Origin of the sequence: Melissospora conviva (assembly GCF_049523535.1) — a bacterium.
In the GTDB taxonomy this organism is placed as follows: Bacteria; Actinomycetota; Actinomycetes; order Mycobacteriales; family Micromonosporaceae; genus Melissospora; species Melissospora conviva.
Window position 1 is genome coordinate 1 of sequence record NZ_JBLLDT010000002.1, and the last position, 21,759, is coordinate 21,759.

At 71.3% G+C, this 21,759-nt stretch carries 20 protein-coding genes; 9 read left to right on the forward strand and 11 right to left on the reverse strand.

All coding sequences use genetic code 11. The features are described 5' to 3' along the window. From ACK8GG_RS05145 to ACK8GG_RS05180, 8 genes are all read right to left on the reverse strand, one after another. Window positions 1-181, reverse strand: a 181-nt coding sequence (locus ACK8GG_RS05145; protein WP_440355691.1) for a helix-turn-helix domain-containing protein, incomplete at its 3' end; no start/stop codon positions are given. Beyond that, a complete protein-coding gene (locus ACK8GG_RS05150) occupies window positions 178-741 on the reverse strand; it encodes an IS607 family transposase (protein ID WP_440355692.1) in 564 nt (187 codons plus the stop codon). The genes ACK8GG_RS05150 and ACK8GG_RS05145, both read right to left, overlap by 4 nt. A gap of 267 nt (window positions 742-1,008) precedes the next feature. Beyond that, on the reverse strand, window positions 1,009-1,500 hold the full coding sequence (locus ACK8GG_RS05155) for a hypothetical protein (RefSeq protein ID WP_440355693.1): 492 nt from the start codon (window positions 1,498-1,500) through the stop codon (window positions 1,009-1,011). An 81-nt stretch (window positions 1,501-1,581) separates the two neighbouring features. Continuing rightward, window positions 1,582-2,598 carry a tyrosine-type recombinase/integrase gene (locus ACK8GG_RS05160; protein WP_440355694.1) on the reverse strand — a complete coding sequence of 339 codons (1,017 nt, stop codon included), beginning with the start codon at window positions 2,596-2,598 and terminating at the stop codon, window positions 1,582-1,584. Window positions 2,599-3,124: 526 nt separating this feature from the next. Further along, window positions 3,125-5,494 carry an ATP-binding cassette domain-containing protein gene (locus ACK8GG_RS05165; RefSeq protein ID WP_440355695.1) on the reverse strand — a complete coding sequence of 790 codons (2,370 nt, stop codon included), beginning with the start codon at window positions 5,492-5,494 and terminating at the stop codon, window positions 3,125-3,127. Window positions 5,495-5,526: 32 nt separating this feature from the next. Next, window positions 5,527-5,937 carry a VOC family protein gene (locus ACK8GG_RS05170; protein WP_440355696.1) on the reverse strand — a complete coding sequence of 137 codons (411 nt, stop codon included), beginning with the start codon at window positions 5,935-5,937 and terminating at the stop codon, window positions 5,527-5,529. Window positions 5,938-5,942: 5 nt separating this feature from the next. Beyond that, window positions 5,943-6,392 carry a helix-turn-helix transcriptional regulator gene (locus ACK8GG_RS05175; protein ID WP_440353126.1) on the reverse strand — a complete coding sequence of 150 codons (450 nt, stop codon included), beginning with the start codon at window positions 6,390-6,392 and terminating at the stop codon, window positions 5,943-5,945. Window positions 6,393-6,424: 32 nt separating this feature from the next. Then, window positions 6,425-8,782, reverse strand: a complete 2,358-nt coding sequence (locus tag ACK8GG_RS05180) for a hypothetical protein (protein WP_440355697.1) — start codon at window positions 8,780-8,782, stop codon at window positions 6,425-6,427. Between the two features lie 27 nt (window positions 8,783-8,809). On the opposite strand from ACK8GG_RS05180, the gene ACK8GG_RS05185 reads away from it, so the two are divergent. The 3 genes from ACK8GG_RS05185 to ACK8GG_RS05195 all read left to right on the forward strand — a co-directional run bounded on the left by ACK8GG_RS05185 (window position 8,810) and on the right by ACK8GG_RS05195 (window position 10,405). After that, window positions 8,810-9,064, forward strand: a complete 255-nt coding sequence (locus ACK8GG_RS05185) for a hypothetical protein (RefSeq protein WP_440355698.1) — start codon at window positions 8,810-8,812, stop codon at window positions 9,062-9,064. Window positions 9,065-9,117: 53 nt separating this feature from the next. Continuing rightward, a complete protein-coding gene (locus ACK8GG_RS05190; RefSeq protein ID WP_440355699.1) occupies window positions 9,118-9,582 on the forward strand; it encodes a peroxiredoxin in 465 nt (154 codons plus the stop codon). Window positions 9,583-9,730: 148 nt separating this feature from the next. Next, complete coding sequence (locus ACK8GG_RS05195) at window positions 9,731-10,405, forward strand: hypothetical protein (RefSeq protein ID WP_440353358.1); 675 nt, start codon at window positions 9,731-9,733, stop codon at window positions 10,403-10,405. A gap of 69 nt (window positions 10,406-10,474) precedes the next feature. On the opposite strand, the gene cydB is transcribed toward ACK8GG_RS05195, so the two are convergent. Beyond that, entirely contained in the window at window positions 10,475-11,473 is a 999-nt protein-coding gene (gene cydB / locus ACK8GG_RS05200) for a cytochrome d ubiquinol oxidase subunit II (RefSeq protein WP_440350924.1), read from the reverse strand. Between the two features lie 14 nt (window positions 11,474-11,487). After that, on the reverse strand, window positions 11,488-12,894 hold the full coding sequence (locus ACK8GG_RS05205; protein WP_440350925.1) for a cytochrome ubiquinol oxidase subunit I: 1,407 nt from the start codon (window positions 12,892-12,894) through the stop codon (window positions 11,488-11,490). Window positions 12,895-13,086: 192 nt separating this feature from the next. On the opposite strand from ACK8GG_RS05205, the gene ACK8GG_RS05210 reads away from it, so the two are divergent. From ACK8GG_RS05210 to ACK8GG_RS05225, 4 genes are read left to right on the forward strand one after another with little or no spacing between them, the layout of a single operon-like run. After that, the gene (locus tag ACK8GG_RS05210; RefSeq protein WP_440350926.1) at window positions 13,087-13,860 is read left to right on the forward strand and encodes a lysophospholipid acyltransferase family protein; all 774 of its coding nucleotides are present in this window, start codon (window positions 13,087-13,089) and stop codon (window positions 13,858-13,860) included. Between the two features lie 25 nt (window positions 13,861-13,885). Further along, the gene (locus tag ACK8GG_RS05215; RefSeq protein WP_440350927.1) at window positions 13,886-14,653 is read left to right on the forward strand and encodes a glycerophosphodiester phosphodiesterase family protein; all 768 of its coding nucleotides are present in this window, start codon (window positions 13,886-13,888) and stop codon (window positions 14,651-14,653) included. A gap of 18 nt (window positions 14,654-14,671) precedes the next feature. After that, window positions 14,672-16,066: an MFS transporter gene (locus ACK8GG_RS05220; protein WP_440353120.1), complete on the forward strand. Its 1,395-nt coding sequence runs from the start codon at window positions 14,672-14,674 to the stop codon at window positions 16,064-16,066. A gap of 53 nt (window positions 16,067-16,119) precedes the next feature. After that, on the forward strand, window positions 16,120-16,800 hold the full coding sequence (locus ACK8GG_RS05225; RefSeq protein WP_440350929.1) for a thymidine kinase: 681 nt from the start codon (window positions 16,120-16,122) through the stop codon (window positions 16,798-16,800). A 48-nt stretch (window positions 16,801-16,848) separates the two neighbouring features. Here the strand turns inward: ACK8GG_RS05225 and ACK8GG_RS05230 are convergent, their stop codons facing one another. After that, window positions 16,849-17,307: an Rv0361 family membrane protein gene (locus tag ACK8GG_RS05230; protein WP_440355700.1), complete on the reverse strand. Its 459-nt coding sequence runs from the start codon at window positions 17,305-17,307 to the stop codon at window positions 16,849-16,851. Between the two features lie 117 nt (window positions 17,308-17,424). On the opposite strand from ACK8GG_RS05230, the gene ACK8GG_RS05235 reads away from it, so the two are divergent. Further along, the gene (locus ACK8GG_RS05235; protein WP_440355701.1) at window positions 17,425-19,092 is read left to right on the forward strand and encodes an acyl-CoA dehydrogenase family protein; all 1,668 of its coding nucleotides are present in this window, start codon (window positions 17,425-17,427) and stop codon (window positions 19,090-19,092) included. A gap of 138 nt (window positions 19,093-19,230) precedes the next feature. Then, the gene (locus tag ACK8GG_RS05240) at window positions 19,231-21,405 is read left to right on the forward strand and encodes an MMPL family transporter (RefSeq protein WP_440355702.1); all 2,175 of its coding nucleotides are present in this window, start codon (window positions 19,231-19,233) and stop codon (window positions 21,403-21,405) included. Window positions 21,406-21,759: the final 354 nt, after the last annotated feature.

Sequence of the window (21,759 nt, forward strand, 5' to 3'; positions counted from 1 at the left end):
GCGTCAACTGCTCGTCCGGGATGCCGTAAGTACGTTCGGCCGCCCGCTGATCCATCACCGCCTTGACCCGCGCCAGCGCCCAGTTGTAGGCCTTGCGGGCCGCACCCGCGTGCCCCAACAGCGCCCGCTCCTGGGCCGGTGTCAGATCCAGGGCGAACCGGTACGCCTGGACGGTCTTCACGCCGGACCGCCCGGATCTGTGGCCGCCTCGACGGCACGCCGCCCGTACAGGCGGGCACACAGGGAAGTCAGGATTTCGGTCACGTCGCGGACCAGGTCGTCGTCGACCTCGGCCGGGTCCACCACCAGCAGACGCCGGCCCTGCGCGGCCAACGCCGCCTCGACATACTCGGCGCCGAACCGGACGAACCGGTCCCGGTGCTCCACCACGATCGTCGACACCGCCGGGTCACGCAACAGCGCCAGAAACTTCTTACGCCGCCCGTTCAGCGCCGACCCGACCTCGGTGACCACCCGGTCGACCGGCAGCCGCTGCCCGGTCGCCCACACGGTCACCCGGGCAACCTGCCGATCCAGATCGGCGCGCTGCTCGGCCGACGACACCCGCGCGTAGACCACAGTCTGCCCCGCAGCGGTTGTGGCCGCGCCGGTTACCGGCTCACCCACCATGATCAACCGCCCGAGGCGGTACGTCGGAACGGGCAGCGTCCCCGACTCATAGCGCCGCCGCGCGGTCGCGTACGAGATCCCGGTTGCCGCCGCCCACTCCTTCAAATTCACGCCCATCACTATAGCACGCCAAAAACCACTAAAGCCCACTCACGCGCCAGCAGGTGCCAGCCCCGCGCTACCGTGACAGCAGGGTCGAGGAGGTGAGCCGATACTGCCGGGCTGGGAATCCGTGGTCGAGGCACGGGTGGCGTACCCACGCGGCCACACCGACCCGCCCGCAACCCCACCGGCCCCCGCCGACGATCCTGCACCCCGGTCACGTCGGCGCCACCGGCGGCGCCGACGCACCTGACCAGCCCGGCCCGTCCGACGCTCTCAGTAGTACGCAGGTTGATCCTCGGTGGGGCAGGCCGGCACCACGTCGAGCCCACCATCGGCGACGAGTGCGTCGACGGCCGCCTGCCCGTCACCGAGTTCCGCCTCCCAGGCGTCGAGGTCATTGAGCGCACCGCGAAGCAACGCGTAACGACGGTGGGGTGTCTCGACCATCGGGCCGCGCAGGACCCGGGACGGCAGCGGGATGTCGGAGTACCCGTCCCAGACGCAGAAGTAGCAGTCCTGTGGCGTGGAGGTGAACTCGGCGAGCCGCCGCAGCACGCGCCGCGTCCGGGTCATCTCCGACGGATGGTCGCCGGAGAGCTCCACGTGCGACTCCAGCTGACCGGGCCCGCTGGGATCGGGGATGAACCGCAACCGGGCGTACGCCTCGAAACCCGCCGGACCGAACCCGATCAACTGCCAGTCCGGCGTACCGGAACGCACCAGCCAGTCCGCCGCGCTCACGTCGGAGCAGAAGCTGAGCCGCATTCACACCGCCTCTGCGCCATCGCCGGCGCACCGGCCCTCGAAGGGCACCGGCAGTGCCGTCGTACCAGGTCGAAACCCACCCTATGACGCGACCGGCTCCGCGGACGCCGGGATCAACCCGGCCAGCGCCCGGTTCGTCCGGTTGGCGCGCACCGCCGCCCGCTGCTGATCCGCCGTCACCTCGATGTAGTTCTGGCTCGACGCCAGACTCGCATGCCCCAGCAGCCGCATGATCTCCGAGGCGCTCGCCCCGTCCTCGGCCAGCCGGGTGGCGAAGGTGTGCCGCAGCGCGTGCAGCCGGGCCCCCGCCGGCACCCGGTCGTTGACACCGGCCCGCCGATAACAGGAGTCGACCAGATACTGCAGCCCACCGCGGCGCAACGGCTCGCCCCTGCGATCCACCAGCAGCGGCGAATCCGGACGCACCGACCGGGGCCCGAAGCGGCGGGCGCGACTGCGCAGGTAGGACTCCAGCAGCCGGTCCAGCTCCGGCTCGATGGGGAGGATCCGCAGCCGTCCGCCCTTGCCCGAGACCTCGACACGTCGCTCGCCGTCACGTCCGGCGATCGAGGCGACCCGCAGGGCCAGCAGCTCCGACAGACGCAGCCCGCCACAGAGCGCCAGGCCCAGCACCACCAGGTCGCGTTCCGGCCACGGATCGCGCTGCCGGCCGTCGTCGCGGGCCACGGCGGTGAGCAGCTGCTCCGGGGTCTGCTCGCCGCGCAGCGGCTTGGGCAGGGGAGCGGGCACCCGTGGCTTGTCCACCGCCGACATCGGGTTGCCGGCCACGACGCCGTCGGCGACCAGGAACGCGAAGAAGCTGTTCCAGGTCGACCAGGCCCGATAGATCGAGGCAGGGGAGCGGGGAGCGGCGAACCGGGCGAACGCGGCGCGTAGTGCGCGGGGCGTCAGGGCGGTGACCGCAAGCTCGTCGAGGGGGAGGGGAGCGGCCGGGTCGTCGGCGACCAGCGCGGCCAGGGAGAGCAGATCCCGGCGGTACGCGGCCAGGGTATGGGGGGAGGGCTTGCGGGTGGCTCGCGCGGTGAGGAACTGCTCCACCAGAGCCGTTACGGTTGGTTCATCCGTTTTGTCCTGCATAAGAGATATTATGCAGGATTTTCACGTTCCGCGGCAATGGAAACGGGGGGAGCCGAGGGGCCTGTTCGTCCCCACAAGTTGTGGGTCGCCGCGCGATCTTCCCTCGACGCCTGCGCGCTGCAATCCGGCTCGACGTCCGCGGCGCGATCCGGGCGTAAGGGAAGGCAACGCGGGAGCAGGCGCGGCGGTGTGGACCTGCGATGTCGACTGTCGCCCGGTCTCCGCCGCGACGCTGCCGGCAGCGTCGGGCAGGTGGAGCCCGTGCGCTCCACGAAGGGCGGAGGCATTCCACCGCGCGGCACCGGGTGCGGAGCCCCACTCTCGGGGAGTGTCACAAACGTCTACTTTACATAATGTACATTATCGAACTTCGCGATCTGGCTGGTGAGAGGGGTCGAATGGGCGTACCTCGATCCGATCAGCTGCATGCACGAGCCCAGCGCGGAAACCCGGCGCCGGTGCGGCAGCGCCGGGTTTCACACCTGGTTGGCGAACGCACTGAAGCTCACCGGCCGAGGGCAGAAACTCAGGCACCCACGTACGCCGCCAGGTGCTCACCGGTAAGGGTCGAGCGGCCCGCGACCAGGTCGGCCGGGGTGCCTTCGAAGACAATCCGGCCGCCGTCATGGCCGGCACCGGGTCCGAGGTCGATGATCCAGTCGGCGTGTGCCATCACTGCCTGGTGGTGCTCGATGACGATGACGGACTTGCCGGATTCGACGAGCCGGTCCAGCAGGGCCAGGAGCTGCTCGACGTCGGCGAGGTGCAGGCCGGTGGTCGGCTCGTCGAGGACGTACACGTTGCCCTTGTCGGCCATCTGGGCGGCGAGCTTGAGGCGCTGGCGTTCGCCGCCGGAGAGGGTGGTCAGGGGCTGGCCGAGGCTGAGGTAGCCGAGGCCGACGTCGGCGAGCCGGTCGAGGATCTTGTGGGCGGCCGGGGTGCGGGCCTCTCCCCCGGAGAAAAACGCCTCGGCTTCGGTGACGGACATCGCGAGCACCTCGGCAATGTTGCGGTCGCCGAGGGTGTAGTCCAGCACCGCGGCTTGGAAGCGTTTGCCTTCGCAGTCTTCGCACGTGGATTCGATAGTGGCCATGATGCCGAGGTCGGTGTAGATGACGCCGGCGCCGTTGCAGGTGGGGCAGGCGCCTTCGGAGTTGGAGCTGAACAGGGCGGGTTTGACGCCGTTGGCTTTGGCGAAGGCTTTGCGGATCGGTTCGAGCAGGCCGGTGTAGGTGGCGGGGTTGCTGCGCCGGGAGCCTTTGATGGCGCCCTGGTCGATGACGACGACGCCGTCGCGGCCGGCGACGGAGCCGTGGATCAGGGAGCTCTTGCCGGAGCCGGCGACGCCGGTGACGACGCAGAAGACGCCGAGTGGGATGTCGACGTCGACGTTTTGCAGGTTGTGGGTGGCGGCGCCGCGGATCTCCAGGACTTCGGAGGACTTGCGTACGGAGTCCTTGAGGCGGGCGCGGTAGTCGAGGTGCTTGCCGGCGGTGGTGGCGCTCCCCCGGAGTTTGTCGACGGGGCCTTCGAAGCAGATGGTGCCGCCGTCGGTGCCGGCGCCGGGGCCGAGGTCGACGACGTGGTCGGCGATGGTGATGGTTTCGGGTTTGTGTTCGACGACGAGGACGGTGTTGCCCTTGTCGCGGAGTTTGATCAGGAGCTGGTTCATGCGGTCGATGTCGTGCGGGTGCAGGCCGATGGTGGGTTCGTCGAAGACGAACGTGACGTCGGTCAGTGAGGATCCGAGGTGGCGGATCATTTTGGTGCGCTGGGCCTCTCCCCCACTGAGGGTGCCGGCGGGGCGGTCGAGGGAGAGGTAGCCCAGGCCGATCTGGGTGAAGGAGTCGAGCAGGTGCTGCAGGCCGGCGAGCAGCGGGGCGACGGAGGGTTCGTTGAGGTCGCGGATCCAGTCGGCGAGGTCGCTGATCTGCATGGCGCAGAGGTCGGCGATGCTCTTGCCGTTGATCTTGGATGAGCGGGCTTCGGGGCTCAGGCGGGTGCCGTCGCAGTCGGGGCAGGTGGTGAAGGTGATGGCGCGTTCGACGAAGGCGCGGATGTGAGGCTGCATCGCCTCACGGTCTTTCGACAGCATCGATTTTTGGATCTTGGGGATGAGGCCCTCGTACGTGAGGTTGATGCCGTCGACCTTGATCTTGGTGGGTTCCTTGTGGAGCAGATCGCGCAGTTCGCGCTTGGTGTATTTGCTGATGGGCTTGTCGGGGTCGAGGAAGCCGGAGCCTGCGAAGATGCGGCCGTACCAGCCGTCGGCGGTGTAGCCGGGGATGGTCAGGGCGCCTTCGTTGAGCGATTTACTGTCGTCGTAGAGGGCGCTCAGGTCGAAGTCGGTGACGTTGCCCATGCCTTCGCAGCGGGGGCACATGCCGCCGAGCCGGTGGAAGGTGGCCTTTTCGGTCTTGGTTTTGCCGGGGCCGCGGTCGACGGTGATGGCGCCGCTGGCCTTCACGGTGGGGATGTTGAACGAGTACGCGTTGGGTGAGCCGATGTGCGGCTTGGCGAGGCGGCTGAACAGGATCCGCAGCATCGCGTTGGCGTCGGTGGCGGTGCCGACGGTGGAACGGGGGTTGGCGCCCATCCGCTCCTGGTCCACGATGATCGCCGGGGTGAGTCCTTCGAGCAGGTCGACGTCGGGGCGCGACAGGGTCGGCATGAAGCCCTGCACGAAGGCGCTGTAGGTCTCATTGATCATGCGCTGGGACTCGGCGGCGATGGTGGCGAAGACCAGGGAGCTCTTACCGGAGCCGGAGACACCGGTGAAGACGGTCAGCCGGCGTTTGGGGATCTCGACGTCGACGTTTTTGAGGTTGTGCTCGCGTGCTCCGCGTACCCGGATCAGATCGTGGCTGTCGGCGGCGTGGTCGGCGTGCGCGCTCATGGGTCTCCGTGTCTGTGGCGGCCGGTCGTGGGTCAGGACAGTTCGTTGACGCGGATCAGGTTGCCGGCGGGGTCGCGGAAGGCGCAGTCGCGTACGCCGTAAGGCTGGTCGACGGGTTCCTGGACGACGTCGGCGCCGGCGGCTTCGAGCCGGGCGAAGGTGGCGTCCAGGTCGGCGGTGGCGAGGGTGACGGTGCTGTAGGTGCCCTTGGCCATCATCTCGGTGATGGTGCGGCGTTCGTCGTCGGTGATGCCGGGGTCGGCGGCCGGCGGGTGCAGCACGATGGAGGTGCCGGTCCCGCCGGCGGGACCGACGGTGATCCAGCGCAGGTCGCCGTAGGCGACGTCGTTGCGGACTTCGAAGCCGAGGATGTCGCGGTAGAAGTTCAGGGCGGCGTCGGCGTCGTCGTGGGGCAGGAAGGCGGAGTGCACGTTGATGTCCATGCCGGTCACGCTATCGGCGAGGTGGGACGGGAAGCTTCTCGATTCCTGACCGGTCGGGTGGCCTTCTTCGTCGCGCATGGTGGCGGGTCCGAGATCTGGTCGGCGGTCTGCCGGCGGTAGGTGCTGGGGCTGACGCCGACCAGTTCGGTGAAGCGGGTGCTGAAGGTGCCCAGGGATGCGCAGCCGACCGCGAAGCAGACCTCGGTGACGCTGAGGTCGCCGCGGCGCAGCAGTGCCATGGCGCGTTCGATGCGCCGGGTCATCAGGTAGGAGTAGGGCGATTCGCCGTACGCGGCCCGGAATTCGCGGCTGAGGTGCCCGGCGGACATGTGCACGCCGCGGGCGAGGGTCTCCACGTTCAGTGGCTGGGCGTACTCGCGGTCGATGCGGTCGCGGACGCGGCGCAGCAGCGCGAGCTCACGCAGCCGCTGCGGGGTGACGGGTGGACGGGTCACCTGCGGAATCGTACGTGCTCGGGGGTGTCGGTTCAGGGACGTCGGCGGCGGGCGCGGACGGTTTCGGTGGCGATGCGGTAGGCGGGGTCCTCGGGGTATCCGGAGTGTCCGCGGGTGGGCGGGTAGGAGTTGTCGCCGGGCGGTTTGGCGAAGACCGGGTCGACGAGGCGGCGGTCGATCCCGGGGGTGGTCTCGGTGCTCGCGCCGTCCGCCGGCGGTGCGGCGTGCAGGACCCAGCCGCCGATCGGGTCGCTGAGCCGGTACAGGTTTCGCCACGGCCAGCGGCTGTGCTCGTCCGTGGCGGCGGATTCACCGGCGAGCAGGGCGCCGACCCGGTGCAGCGTCGCCGTCCCGAGGTAGGCGGGGAAGAACCGGGCGTAGAGGCGGCGCAGTGGGCTGCCGTAGGTGAGCAGGCCGACGCGGGAACGCTGCTCGGCGTTCAGTTGCAGCACGACCGCGGCGCCGATGACGCTGCCCTGGGAATGGCAGGAGAGCAGGACCTGCCCCTGGCAGGTGCGGCCGAGGTGGTCGATGCGGCGGACCAGGTCGGGTACGGCCCGTTCGGCGTAGCAGGGCGGGGCGAGCGGATGGGTGGCGCGGGGCCAGAACGTGCCGAGGTCCCAGAGGACGCCGACGGTGCGGCGGAAGCGGGGACTGCGGTAGGCCTGGCGTCCGACGTAGAGCAGGCCGGCGACGAGGCCGACGACGAGCGCGTCGCCGATGTTGACCGCCCAGCGGGTGTGGACGTACACGCCGTCGGGGTCGAGCAGGTAGCCCACCAGCCCGGCGGTGATGACGGCGGCGAGCCAGAGTGCGAACGCCCCGGTGAGGCGTCCGCCGAGGTCGCCGGCGGTGGCCCAGGACCAGTCGGTGGCGATGCGGCGGGCCCGGCGTGCGATGGCGGCGTGCCGGGGGGTGCCGGGGTCGGCGAGGGCCTCGGCGACGGGTGTGCCGGGGTAGGCGGGGATGACATGTTCGCGCAGCATCGCTCGGGCGCGGTGACGGACCAGCCAGACGCCGACGGCGGCGAGCAGCAGCGCCCCGGCGGTGACGGGCACGGTCAGCGCGGCGGCCCAGAAGTAGACCAGGGGCAGCACGAGGGCGTCGGGGTCGACGCCGGCCGGTGCGGGTGTGCCGAGGGTGTGGGCGACGGTGAGGGCGCCTCCGGCGGCGAATCCGACGGCGACGGTGGCGGCTGCTGTCATCATCGCGGCGGTGGTGAGGCCGAACCAGGCCGGTGTTGTGGCGTCGGGACCTGCGGTGCGGCGGTGCCGGGTGCGCAGCAGGAGCAGGAGCGTGACGACGGCGGCGAGCAGGGCCAGTTGCACGCCGGTGAGGGCCCCGACGGTGGTGGCCAGCCCTGGCAGCGGCGTGATCTCGGCTGTCGGGGTGGTGGTGCCGGCGGCCGGTTGCCAGATCACCGCTGCGGCCGCGACGGCGAGTGCGACCCCGAGCCACGGCAGGACGGTGTAGAGGTCGGCGTGGTCGCGGACTTCCTGGTCGGGGTGGTCGCGGCGGCTCATGGCGGGCAGGCAGGTCAGTACGACGGTGAGGGCGAGCAGCAGCAGCGTCAGGGCGAGCAGGATCAGCGCGGTGACCTGCCAGGGGCCGGCCGGACGGGTGCCCGGGTCGGTGAAGGGCGCGAGGAGGAAGAGGGCGACCAGGGCGAAGCCGGCGCTGATGTGCACGGCGCGCAGCCGGCGTACGGGGCTTTCGCCGTTCCACATGCGGTGGTCTTCCAGGGGTGTGGGGTGTTGTTGCGGTTGGCTGGTTGCCGGCGCGGAGGTGGTTTCCAGTTCCCGCCAGGTTTTGTTCGCCAGCCACCAGAGCAGGCCGACGACGGCCAGGGGCACGAGGGCGGTCACGGCGAGTTGCCGGCCGGGCTGGTCCAGCCAGGACCAGGTGAGCGGTCCGAGCCCTCGGGTGCGGTCGGGGCAGCCGGTGGACTGGGCGGCGCACTGCCAGCCGGTGAGGTCCATGCTGACCCCGATGGCGGCCAGGACGAGGGTGTGGGTCAGTGACAGCGCGAAGAGCCGTTGCAGTGCCTCGGTGGCGCGTCGGGTGCGGCTGGTGGGTGCAGTGTCGGCGGCGTACGGCAGGGCCCAGTAGGCGATGTTGGCCAGCAGGAACGGCGTCAGCAGCAGCCAGAGCGCCCGTTGCCCTTTGCCGGCCGTCAGCCCACCCCACGAGTACGCCTCCTGCCGGTCGTCGGCGGTGTCGGCGGAGGTGAGGGGGGATTCCCAGCGGCGGCGGTAGAAGCCGGCTTCGGCGTCGCCGGCGACGCGCCGCACGTGCGGGTGCTGCAGTATCTCCTCCGGCGGGGTGCCGGAGACCCCGTGGACCCGAAGTTCGGTCCAGCCCCCGCAGTCAGGGTTCACGTAGCCGCCCATGTCGCACCTCCGCCCTGATTGTCGTCGATGTGCGGCCTGCTGGGAACGGCATTCGGGCTGGTGGCGGGCAGGATGGCGGGTGTGGAGGGTGCGGTGCGGCAGTATCTGGGCGCTGTGGTGCAGGTCGCGGCAGACGTCCTCGGGGCGGATCTCGTCGGCTGCTATGCGGCTGGTTCTCTGGCGCTGGGCGGCTATCAGCCGGGTCGCAGCGACATCAATGTGGCGGTGGTCTGCGCCGGTACGCTGACCGACGGGCACAAGCGCACGCTGGTGGCGCGGTGACCGCCGGTGTGGCGCGTACGCTTCGGGGTCACTGTCGAGCATGGAGGTGCCGGATGGCGGACGTAGCCGCTGTGGGTGATCTGGTCGAGGATTTCACGCTGCCGGACGAGACGGGTACGCCGCGGCGGCTGTCGGAGTTCCTGGCCGACGGGCCGGTGGTGTTGTTCTTCTACCCGGCGGCGATGACGCCGGGCTGCACGAAGGAGAGCTGTCACTTCCGGGACCTGGCGGCGGAGTTCGCGGCGGTCGGGGCGCAGCGGGTGGGGATCAGCCGTGACCAGGTCGCCAGGCAGGCGGCCTTCTCGCAGCGGTACGGGCTGGACTTTCCGCTGCTGTCGGATCCTGACGGGGTGGTGGCACGGCAGCTCGGGGTGCGGCGTTCGCTGCCGTTGGGGCCGTTGAGCACCCGGCGGGTCACGTTCGTCATCGGCACCGACCGGCGCATCGTCGAGGTGATCTCGAGCGCGCGGGACATGAACGCCCACGCCGACCGGGCGCTGGAGGTCCTCGCCGGCTGACGCCGGCGTGACCTGGGGACGCCGGTGGCTGTTGCCGGCCGGGGCGGGCCACACCGGCATGCCGGTGATCATGCTGTCGCAGGCGCCTGGTAGTAAGGGCGGCGGTCATACAGGTGTACGGAAGAGGGTGCTGATGTCTGCCGCGGAAATTGCTGTGCAGGGATTGTCCGATGAGGATCTGCAGCGCGTCCGGGAGGCGTTGGCGGCCGGCCGCAAGCCCAAGGTGGTCTTCACCGCGTCCGCCGGGCAGATCGCCGGGCAGATCGGGCAGGTGGTGGAGCTGACCGATCCGGCGACGGAGGAGTTCGTGGTGGTGCGCTTCGGCCGCGACGAGTTGCCCTTCTCCCCCGCCGATGTGGCGATCGCACCGAAGGGGGCGGGGAAGCGGCCGGAGCCGGCCGTCGAACCGGAGCCGCCGGCGCGGCCGGAGCCGGAGTTCATGCTGGACCGTAAGCCGGTGCCGGCCCGCGAGGAGACGAAGGCGGAGCCGGTCGAACCGGAGCCGGTCAAGCCGGCCAAGCGGGCCGCCAAGCCGGTGGCGAAGCAGAAGCCGTCGGCGGCGTTGACGGTGACGCTCGCCTACGCCGACGGCGAGTGGACCGTCGCCGCCCAGCAGGGCACGAAGGTGCTGGCCAAGCCCTACCTGGTGCGGCCGGCGGAGGCGCTGAAGATCGTGGGTCTGGTCGACGTGCCGGGCGTGCAGGACGCGGTGGAGCAGATTCTGTCGGTCGAACGGGCCGAGGCCGAGCAGCAGGCGCAGAAGCTGCGCGCGGAGCTGGCCGAGATCGAGGCCCGGCTGGCGGAGCTGCGCGAAGCGAGCTGAGTCCGGACGTGACGACGGCGGTGGCCGGTTCCCTTGTGACAAGGGGGCCGGCCACCGCCGTTTCGGGGGTCAGAGCGGCGGGATGTTGGCCACGCTGATGCGCTTGCGGAACACCCAGTAGGTCCAGCCCTGGTACAGCAGGACGATCGGGGTGAAGATGACCGCCACCCACGTCATGATCTTGAGCGTGTACGGGGTGGAGGCCGCGTTGGCGGTGGTCAGGGTGCCCGCCGGGTCGAGCGTGGAGGGCATCACGTTCGGGAAGAGCGTGGCGAACAGGGTCGCCACGGCCAGCGCGATGGTGATCGCGGTGCCCAGGAACGCCCACCCTTCGCGGCGGGCCTTGGCGGCCAGGACCGCGCCGACCAGGGCGAGCGCCGCGCCGACGGCGAAGACCGTGGAGAGGGTGTTGCCGCGGATGGCCAGCGTCCAGGCCAGGAAGCTGCCGGCGATGACGATGGTGACCAGGCCGCTGCGGAAGGCCAGCGTGCCGGCCCGTTCGCGGATCTCGCCGTTGGTCTTGAGGGCGATGAAGACCGCGCCGTGGGTGAGGAAGAGCGCCGCGGTGGTCAGGCCGCCGAGCAGCCCGTACGGGTTGAGCAGGGTGAACAGGCCGCCGACGTACTCGTGATCGGCGTCCAGTGGCACGCCGCGCACGATGTTGGCGAATGCGACGCCCCAGAGGATCGCCGGGACCACGGAGCCGATGATGATGGCCAGGTCCCAGCGCTGCTTCCACTGCTTCTCGGGGCGCTTGTGGCGGTACTCGAAGGCCACGGCGCGCACGATGAGGGCGAGCAGGATCAGCAGCAGCGGCAGGTAGAAGCCGGAGAAGAGGGTGGCGTACCACTCGGGGAAGGCGGCGAACATCGCGCCGCCGGCGGTGATGATCCAGACTTCGTTGCCGTCCCAGACGGGGCCGATGGTGTTGAGCATGACGCGGCGTTCGCGGTCGTCGCGGCCGAGCACCGGCAGCAGCGCCCCGACGCCGAAGTCGAAGCCCTCGAGGATGAAGTAGCCGGTGAACAGGACTGCTACCAGCAGAAACCAGACGGTGGTGAGTTCCACGGTGGGCTCCCGGGTCAGTAGGCGAACTCGAGCGGGCGGTCTTCATCCGCGCCGTCGTGTTCAGGTGGTGGGGTGACGTCGGGCAGCCCCTTCTTCGCGTACTGCAGCAGCAGTTTGACCTCGATGACGGCCAGGACGGCGTAGATGAGGGTGAACGCGGTGAAGGAGGTGAGGACCTCGGTGAGCGAGACGCTGCGGGAGACGCCGTCGCGGGTGAGCATCTCGCCGAAGACGATCCAGGGCTGGCGGCCCATCTCGGTGAAGATCCAGCCGAAGGAGTTCGCGGCGAGCGGCATCAGGGGCAGGACGAGACCGGCGCGCAGCAGCCACTTGTTGTTCGAGTCGCGGTCCTTGCGGTAGGTCCAGAGCACCCAGACGGCGATGAGCGCGGCGATCATCCCGAACATGATCATGAAGCGGAAGCTCCAGTAGGTGACCGGGATGATCGGGGTGTAGTTGCCGGCGCCGTACTGGGCGCTGTAGGCGGCCTGGATGTCGTTGATGCCCTGGACCTCGGAGTTGAAGTCGCCGTTGGCCAGCCAGGAGAGCAGGTAGGGGATCTTCAGTGCGAACATCTCCCGGCTGCCGTCGAGGCTGCCGATGGTGAGCACGGAGAACGACGCGCCCTGCTCGGTGGTGTAGAGGCCTTCGGCGGCGGCCATCTTCATCGGCTGGACCTGCATCATGATCTTGCTCTGGATGTCGCCGGTGAGCACGACGGCGGCGGCGGAGGCGATGGTGACCCAGGAGCCGAACCGGGCGGCGAAGCGGTACGCGTCGGTGTCGACGCCGCGGTTGCGGATCAGATGCCAGACGGCCACGGAGACGACGAGGCTGCCGGCGACCAGGAAGGCGCCGGCGAGGGTGTGCGGGATGGTGATCAGTGCGACCTTGTTGGTCAGCACGGCGAGGAAGTCGGTGAGTTCGGCGCGGCCGGTCTCGGGGTTGAAGGTGTAGCCGACCGGGTTCTGCATCCAGGAGTTGGCAGCCAGGATGAAGAAGGCGCTGAGGTTGGTGCCGATCGCGGCGGCCCAGATGCTCGCCAGGTGCAGCTTCTTGGGCAGCCGGTCCCAGCCGAAGATCCACAAGCCGAGGAATGTCGACTCGAGGAAGAAGGCGACGAGCGCCTCGATGGCCAGCGGCGCCCCGAAGATGTCACCGACGAAGCGGGAGTAGTCGCTCCAGTTCATGCCGAACTGGAACTCCTGCACGATCCCGGTGACGATGCCCAGCACAAAGTTGATCAGGAAGAGCTTCCCGTAGAACTTGGTGAGCTTGAGGTAGCGCTCCTTGCCGGTGCGGTACCACATCGTCTGCAGGATGGCGACGAGCACCGACAGCCCGATGGTCAGTGGGACGAAGAGATAGTGGTAGACGGTGGTAACACCGAACTGCCACCGGGCGACATCTAACGCGTCCACCAGGACTCCCAAATGAGGTTGTACTACGAATCGTAGTAGATCCTACCGTCGAAGGTGAAGACCGCTCAGGGGCCCGGGACCCCGGTCCATGGGCCGAAGGGCCCGGATCCGGCGGGACCGCCGGGCGACACGGCGGGACACGACCGGCCCGTCGGCCGCGGGTGGCGTCCGGCGTGGCACCATCGAGCGCTGATGGAGACCTCACCCCCACCCTGGCGGCCACCGCGTCTGTGGCGCGGCGCGCAGGCCCTGGCCCGCGGCATCGTGGCGCTGCTGTCACGCCTGGAGATCACCGGTGACCTGCCCGCGCAGCTGCGCGCCCAGCCGCTGATCCTGGCCGCGAACCACATCAGCACCTTCGACCCGATCGTGCTCGCCGCCGCCTGCCGGGCCCGCGGGATCTCCCCCCGCTTCATGGCCACCGGCGGGCTCTTCCGGACCCCGGTCATCGGCCCGCTGATGCGCCACTGCGGCCACATCCGGGTGGACCGGCGCGACGTGAGCGTGGCCGACGCGCTGCGCCACGCCACCGAGGCGCTCACCGGCAACTCGGTGGTGCTGGTCTACCCGGAGGGGCGCATCGGCCTGGACCCGCAGATGTGGCCCGAGCGCGGCAAGACCGGCACCGCCCGCCTCGCGCTCGCCGCCGGCGTCACGGTGGTGCCGGTGACACAGTGGGGAGCGCACGAGGTGCTCCCCTACGCCGCCCCGAAGGGACTGGGCCGGGCCGTGGCGCGGGCGCTGTGGCGCCGGCCCGTGGTGCGGGTGCACTTCGGGACGCCGGTGGACCTCGACGGGCTGACGCCGGGCGCCCCCGGCGCGGCACTGCGGGCAACCGAACGCATCACCGCGGCGCTGACCCGGGACCTGCGGCCGCTGCGCGCCGACGAGCCGGACCTGCCGCGCCACGTCGACCCCACCCGGCCCACCGAGACCCGGCGTACCTGGCGTCCGCCGTCGGCCTGACGCCAGGACGGGCATACTGCGCGACGTGAGTGAGATTTCCGGTTACCTCGACACCGCCGGGCCGCTGGCCTTCGCCCACCGCGGCGGCGCCGCCCAGGGCGACGAGAACACCGCCGACGCGTTCGCCCGGGCAGTCGGCCTGGGCTACCGCTACATCGAGACCGACGTGCACGCCACCGCCGACGGCGTACCGGTGATCTTCCACGATCCGACCCTGGAACGGCTCACCGGCCGGCCGGGCCGCATCGCCGACCTGCGCTGGGCGGACCTGGCGGCCGTACGCGTCGGCGGGGCGGCGGCGGTCCCCCGCCTCGACGAGGTGCTCGACGCCTGGCCGCAGGTGCGGTTCAACATCGACGTCAAGGCCGACAGCGGGGTGGCCCCCACGGTGGCGACCGTGGCGCGCGCCGGCGCCGGCGCCCGGGTGCTGCTGGCCTCCTTCAGCGACGCCCGGCTGGCCCGGCTGCGGAAACTGGCCGGGCCCCGGGTCGCCACCTCGACCGGCATGCGCGAAACGGCCCGCATCTGGCTCGCCGCCCGACTGGGCCGCCCGCTGCTGCTGCCGGCCTCGGTGGTGGCCGTGCAGGTCCCGGTGCGGTTCCGCCGGGTACGGGTGGTGACCCCCCGGTTCCTGCGCCACGCGCACCGGCTCGGACTGCAGGTGCACGTCTGGACGATCGACGATCCTGCCGAAATGCACGACTTACTTGATCTCGGAGTGGATGGCATCATGACCGATCACGTCGACGTGTTGCGTGACGTGTATCGCAGCCGCGGCCACTGGGCCGCCTGAGAAGAACAGGGCCCGCCGATGGCCGAGACCGTCACCCCCGCCGTCGCCGACGGCACCCCCGCGCCGGGCAGCACCCGGCGGGAACGCACCGGCTGGTACCTCTACGACTGGGCCAACTCGGCGTTCTCCACCACGGTGGTCACCGTCTTTCTCGGCCCGTTCCTGACCACGATCACCAAGACCGCCGCCGGCTGTGAACTCGGCGCGGACAGCTGCACCGCGTACGTGTACCCACTCGGTATCAAGGTCGCGGCCGGCTCGTTCTTCCCGTACCTGGTCTCGCTGTCGGTGCTGCTGACCGTCTTCGTGCTGCCGGTGATGGGAGCCGTGGCCGACCGGTCGGCGCACAAGAAGCGGCTGCTGGGCGGCGCGGCCTTCGTCGGCGCCGGCGCCACCATCGCGATGATCTTCGTGACCGGCGACCGGTACCTGCTCGGCGGGGCGCTCTTCGTGCTCGCCAACATCGCCTTCGGCGCCAGCATCGTCGTCTACAACTCGTTCCTGCCGCACCTGGGCGGCCCCGACGAGCGCGACTCCATCTCCAGCTACGGCTGGGGCCTGGGCTACCTCGGCGGCGGGCTGCTGCTGGCGTTGAACCTCGTCGTGGTCGAGTCGTTCAGCAACGGCGAGGCCGAGCGGACCCTGGACCTGGCCCGCTGGTCGATCGTCTCGGCGGGCGTGTGGTGGGCGGTCTTCACCCTGGCGCCGCTGCGCTGGCTGCGGGAACGCCCCAGCGCCGAGGCGGTCACCGCCGGCGGCGGTAACCTCCTCGTCGGCAGCTTCCGGCAGCTCGGGCGCACGATGCGCCAGATGAAGGCGTACCCGCTGACGCTCTTCTTCCTGCTGGCGTTCCTGGTCTACAACGACGGCATCCAGACCGTCATCGCCCTGGCCAGCCAGTACGGCACCGAAGAGCTGAAGCTGGAGCAGTCGACCCTGATCGTGACGATCCTGGTGGTGCAGTTCCTCGCCTTCGGCGGCGCGCTGGGGCTCGGGGCGCTGGCCCGGTTCATCGGCGCCTGGAAGACGGTCCTGATGAGCCTGGTGCTCTGGACCGGGGTGATCATCGCCGCGTTCCGGCTGCCGGCCGAGGCGCCGCTGCAGTTCATGATGCTCGGTGCGGCGATCGGTCTGGTGCTCGGCGGCAGCCAGGCGCTGAGCCGGTCGCTGTTCAGCCAGCTCATCCCCGCCGGCAAGGAGGGCGAGTACTACGGCTTCTACGAGATCAGCGACAAGGGCACCAGCTGGCTCGGGCCACTCGCCTTCGGCCTGGTGTTCCAGCTCACCCACTCCTACCGGGTGGGGCTGGTCTCACTGCTGGTCTTCTTCCTGGTCGGTTTCCTGCTGCTGCTCGCCGTGCCGATGCGCCGGGCGATCATCGCCGCGGGCAACACGCCCCCGAAGCGGCTCTGAGCGGCGGTGCGACGCCGGAGCGGACACCGGCTGATGCGTTAGGCTGCCCGACCGTGACCGAACACGCCGCGAGCCGCACCCTGCCCTCGACCAGCCCCGCCCGTACGGTCGACGGCCGCCCGCTGCACGCGGCAGCGCTGAAGTTCTTTTGGGGGCCGATGGACTGCGGCAAGTCCACGATGGCGCTGCAGATGAACCACAACCACGCCCGGCAGGGCCGCCGCGGGCTGGTCACCACCCGCATCGACCGGTCGATGGGCCCGCAGGTCACCAGCCGCATCGGGCTGTCCCACGACGCCGTCGAGGTCACCGACGACCTGGACCTGCGCGACCTGGTGCTGCGCGGGCACAGCGACGGCACCCGCATCGACTACCTGGTCTGCGACGAGGCGTGCTTCTACAACGTCGAGCACGTCGAGCAGATGGCCGAACTGGTCGACCAGCACGACGTGGACGTCTTCGCCTTCGGGCTGGCCACCGACTTCCGCTCGCATCTGTTCCCCGCCGCCCGGCGGCTGTTCGAACTCGCCGACGAGGTGGCCCGCATCCAGATCGAGGTGCTCTGCTGGTGCGGACGTGAGGGGCTGCTCAACGCCCGGGTGCTCGGCGGCCGGGTGGTGCGCGAGGGCGAGCAGGTCGTCATCGGCGACACCGCCGACGACGCCGAGGTCCGCTACCAGGTGCTCTGCCGCCGCCACCACCGCACCGGCGACCTCGGCCCGCTCGCCTGGTGACCCGGGCGGCCGCCGTAGCCGGCGCCGCCCCTGCCTGAGCGCCGCGGATCACCAGGGGTCGCCGCAGACCCGCCAGGCGTCGTCCTCGGGGATCACCGTCAGCTCCCGGTTCTGACCGGGGCCGGCGTCGCGGCTGAGCTGCACCCGCACCGTGCCCCGCGGGCGGCCTTCGTGGGTGGCGACGGTGACCTTCTCGATCTGGTACGCGGCCAGCAGCGGCGGCGTGCGCACCCAGGCGGTGAAGCCCTGCTCGCTCCAGCGGGTACGGGCGTCGGCGCAGAGCCGTCCGTACGCCGCGGCGGTGTCCCCGGCGATCATCTCCCGCAGGAAGCTGTCGGCGGTGTCGCGGACCGGGTCGTCGGCGCGTTGCACCGTCTGCAGGCTCGACAGCCCCAGCCCGGCGGCGCCGATCACGCAGAGCCCCAGGGTGAACAGGGCCACGATCAGCGCCGTGCGCTTGGTGCGCCGGGGGCGGCCCGGGCGGATCCAGGGTTTCCGGTCGTCCATCGCTACCGACGGTAGGCACCGCGGCCGGGTTCGCGGGGCGGTTTGCGCCGATGAGGGCTGTGCCGGGCGTCGATGCTCGTCTACGGTCGGGACATCGCCGCAGCCAGGGGGGTGCCCATGGACCGGTACGTGCAGCATGTTCCCGCGCCGGCCGACCCGTACGAGGGCGATCCGTTGCTGGTGGCCTGGCTGGCCCGGCACCTCGGCCCCGGGCTGGACGCGGCCCGGCCCCGGCTGAGCGCGCTCGCCGCCGAGGTGGCGGGGCCGCTGCGGGCGGCGCACGCCGATGCGGAGGCGCATCCGCCGCGGCTGGTGCGCTACGACCCGTGGGGCGCGCGCGTCGACCGGGTCGAGACCAGCGCCGGCTGGGCAGCGCAACGGGACGCCGCCGCCCGGCACGCCCTGGTGGCGCTCCCCTACCTGCCGCAGGTCCGCGCGCAGTGGGGCGCCGGCGCGCGGATCGTGCAGCACGCGCTGCTGCACCTGTACGGGCCGGAGTCGGCCACCTTCTCCTGCCCGGTGGCGATGTCCGACGGCGCGGCGGCCCTGCTGAGCCGACCGGAGGTGGATCCGGCGCTGCGGGCGGCGTGGCTGCCGCGGCTGCTCTCCACCGACCCGGCCACGGCGATCACCAGCGGGCAGTGGATGACCGAGGCGCAGGGCGGCTCGGACCTGTCGGGCACCACCACCGTGGCGATCCGCGCCGGCGACGGGTCGTGGCGGCTCACCGGCGATAAGTGGTTCTGCTCGGCCGCCGACTCGGCGCTGGCGGTGGCCCTGGCCCGGCCCGAGGGCGCCGGCGGCGGCAGCCGGGTGCTGGCGCCGTTCCTGGTGCCCCGCTACGCCGGCGACTCGCCGCTCGGGGCCGGCCTCGACGCTGCCGCGCCCGCGCCGGGAGTGCGGCTGCACCGGCTCAAGGACAAGCTCGGCACCCGGGCGCTGCCCACCGCCGAGATCGGGCTGCGGCAGGCGTACGGGTGGCCGCTCGGGGATCCGGCGCAACCGGGACTGGGACGGGCGATGACCCTGGTGGTGGTGACCCGGCTGCACAACGCCGCCGCGGCGGCGGCCGGGATGCGGCGCGGACTGGCGTACGCGCTCGACTACGCCCGGGCCCGCACCGTCGCCGGCGGGCTGCTGGTCGACTCGCCGCTGCACCGCGCCACCCTCGGCGCCCTGGCCGTTGACGCGGCGGGGGCGTTCGTGCTCGCCGGGCACGCCTTCGCGCTGCTGGGGCGGGTGGAGCACGGTGACGCGGCGGCCGCCGCCGAGCTGCGGCTGGTGGCGCCCCTGGCGAAACTGGCCACCGGACGGCTGGCGGTGGCCGCGGCCGCCGAGTACGTCGAGTGCTTCGGTGGCGCCGGCTACGTGGAGGAGACCGGGGTACCGCGGTTGCTGCGCGACGCGCAGGTGCTGCCGATCTGGGAGGGCACCACCAACGTGCTGGCCCTGGACGTGTTGCGGGCCGTCGGCAAGGAGGGCGCGGCGAGCCTGCTGGACCGGCTCGGCAACGCCGCCGCGGCCGCCGAACCGCAGAGCGCGGACGTGTTGGCCGGGGTGACGCAGCGGTTGCGCGCCGACCTCGCGGCGGTGACCGGCGCGGCGGTCGCGGGCGCCCGGTCGCTGGCGTTGCGCATGGCGTACGCCCTCACTGCCGCGCTCCTGGTCGAGCAGGCGGGCGCCGACGAACGGAGCGCGGTGGCGGCGCGGCTCTGGATCCAGCGCCGGCTCGCCGGGGCGGAGATCGACGTCGCCGCCGCCCGGGATTTCGGCCGGCTCTGCTGAGCGACCCTCGACTGTGGGCCCCGTCACGGTGACTGCCCGGCACCCCAGCGGCAGACATCGGCGCTCGTACGGTTGAACCGCTCCGCCGTGGGCACTGTCCCGCGCGCGGGACCATCACCGACGACTGAGGGACTGGGCGTGTTCGCTTCCTGGGGATCGTTGACCTACCGGCTGCGCCGGATCATCCTCGCCGTGCTGGCCGTGGCGGTGGTCGGCTCCGGAGTCTGGGGCCTGGGCGTCTTCGGCGAGCTCAGCGAAGGCGGCTACATCGACCCCGGCAGCGAGTCCTCGCAGGCCTCGGCGATCGCCGAGGCCGCGCTCGGGCCGCAGGGCGGCGAAGCCGTCGTCATCTACACCCCCGAGGCGGGCCTGGACGATCCGGCCGCCGCCGAGCGGATCGGCGCGAAGCTGGCGGCGCTGCCGGCCGACCGGGTCGCCGCGGTCACCTCGTACTGGCAGACCCCGGCGCCGCAGCTGGTGTCGGCCGACGGGCGGTCGGCGCTGGCGGTGCTCACCATCGCCGGTGACTCCGACGCCGACAAGCTCGCCAACTACCGGGAGGTCGCCGACGACCTCGCCGTCGACGGGGTGCGCACCGAGATCGCCGGCAGCCTGCCGCTGGCCCAGTCCACCTCGGATCGTTCCAAGACCGACCTGATCAAGGCAGAGCTCTTCTCGCTGCCGATCGTGCTGCTCCTGCTGGTCTTCATCTTCGGCTCGGTGGTGGCCGCGTCGCTGCCGGTGCTGGTCGGCGGCTCCGCGGTCGCGGCGTCGCTGGGCGTGCTGCACCTGGTCGCGCTCAACACCGAGGTGAACTCCTTCGCCGTCAACGTCGCCAGCCTCCTCGGGCTCGGCATGGCCATCGACTACGGGCTCTTCGTGGTGGGGCGGTTCCGGGAGGAACTGGCCGCCGGCCGGGCCACCGAGACCGCCGTCCGCAACACCGTGGCCACCGCCGGGCGTACGGTCGTCTTCTCCGCCTGCCTGCTGATCATCGCGCTGGCCGGGTTGCTGCTCTTCCCGCAGGCGTTCCTGAAGTCGCTGGCGTACGGGGGCATGGCGGCCGTGGCGATGGCGGCGCTGATCTCGCTGACGCTGCTGCCGGCGGTGCTGGGGCTGCTCGGGCCGTGTATCGAGAAGCTCGCGGTGCGCAGGCCGAGCAGCCCGGAGCGTGCCGCGCCGACCGAGCGCAACGGCTGGGTACGGCTGGCCCGTTTCACCACCCGTCGCCCGGCGCTGGTGGCGCTGCCGATCGTGGCGGTGCTGGCGCTGCTCGCCGCCCCGATCACCGGGGTGAACTTCGGCGAGATCGACGAGCGGGTGCTGCCCCGCGACGACGCCGCCCGGCAGGCGATCGAGACCCTCAAGATCGACTTCCCGGCGATGAGCGGCAACGGGGTGCAGGTGGTGCTGCGCGGCAGCGCCGATCAGGCCGCCGTGCAGGGCTTCAGCGGTGAGCTCGCCGCGGTGCCCGGGGTGGCGCAGGTCGTGCCGGCCGGCTCCGCCGACGGTGTCACCGTGCTGACCGCCGCGCTCGCCGAGCCCGACGCCCTCTCCGACGCCGCCCGCGACACGGTCGTCGACATCCGGGCCCTGGACGCGCCCGCCGGCACCGATTTGCTGGTCGGCGGGGTGACCGCCCGCAACGTCGACAGCCTCGCCGCGACCGCCGCGCAGCTGCCGTGGATGGTGCTGCTGCTGGTGGGGGCGACGTTCGTGCTGATGTTCCTGGCGTTCGGGTCGATCCTGCTGCCGCTCAAGGCGGTGGTGATGAGCCTGCTGAGCCTGAGCGCCACCTTCGGCGCGCTGGTCTGGCTCTTCCAGGAGGGCAACGGCGCGGACCTGCTCGGGGTAACCCCGGCGCCGCTGGAGGTTGGCATCGTGGTGCTGATGGCGGCGGTGGTCTTCGGCCTCTCCACCGACTACGAGGTCTTCCTGCTGTCGCGGATGGTGGAGGCCCGGGAGAAGGGCGCGAGCAGCGCCGACGCCGTGGCGGTCGGGCTGGCCCGCACCGGCGGCGTGATCAGCGCGGCGGCGCTGCTGCTGGTGGTCGTCACCGGCGCGTTCGCCTTCGCCTCGGTGACGATGATGCGCTTCATCGGCATCGGCATGATCATCGCGTTGGTGCTCGACGCCACGGTGGTGCGGATGCTGCTGGTGCCGGCGGTGATGCGGATGTTCGGCGACGCCGCCTGGTGGGCGCCGGGACCGCTGCGCCGGCTGCAGCAGCGCGCCGGCCTGCAGGAGGTACACGATCTTGACGACGACGCGCCGGCCGAGAGCGCCCGGGAAGCGGTGCCGGCCGGCCGTTAGGGGATGGATCCCTGGCTCTGCGCCCTTAGCATGAGCGCCCATGACGACCTTGAGCGCGATCGAGACCAATCTCGATGACTGAGGCCGCCCAGGTGCGCTGGACAACGGGACAGGGCCTGTCGATCCACGCGGCGCGTCACGTCCGCCTCGTCGCCGACCATGGTGAGCTGTGGCTTCACGGGGTGCGCGCCGAGCCTCGGCTCCTGGGGACGGTCGCATCCCTGACCAGCGCACATCTGCGTACTCACGGCGAGTTGTGGTCGCTTCGGCGGTGGCCCGCCGACCCTGCCGACGAGAGCCTGCTTGCGCGAATGCCCGCGTCCGGGAGGGCGCGCGTGATCGAGGCCGAGCGGG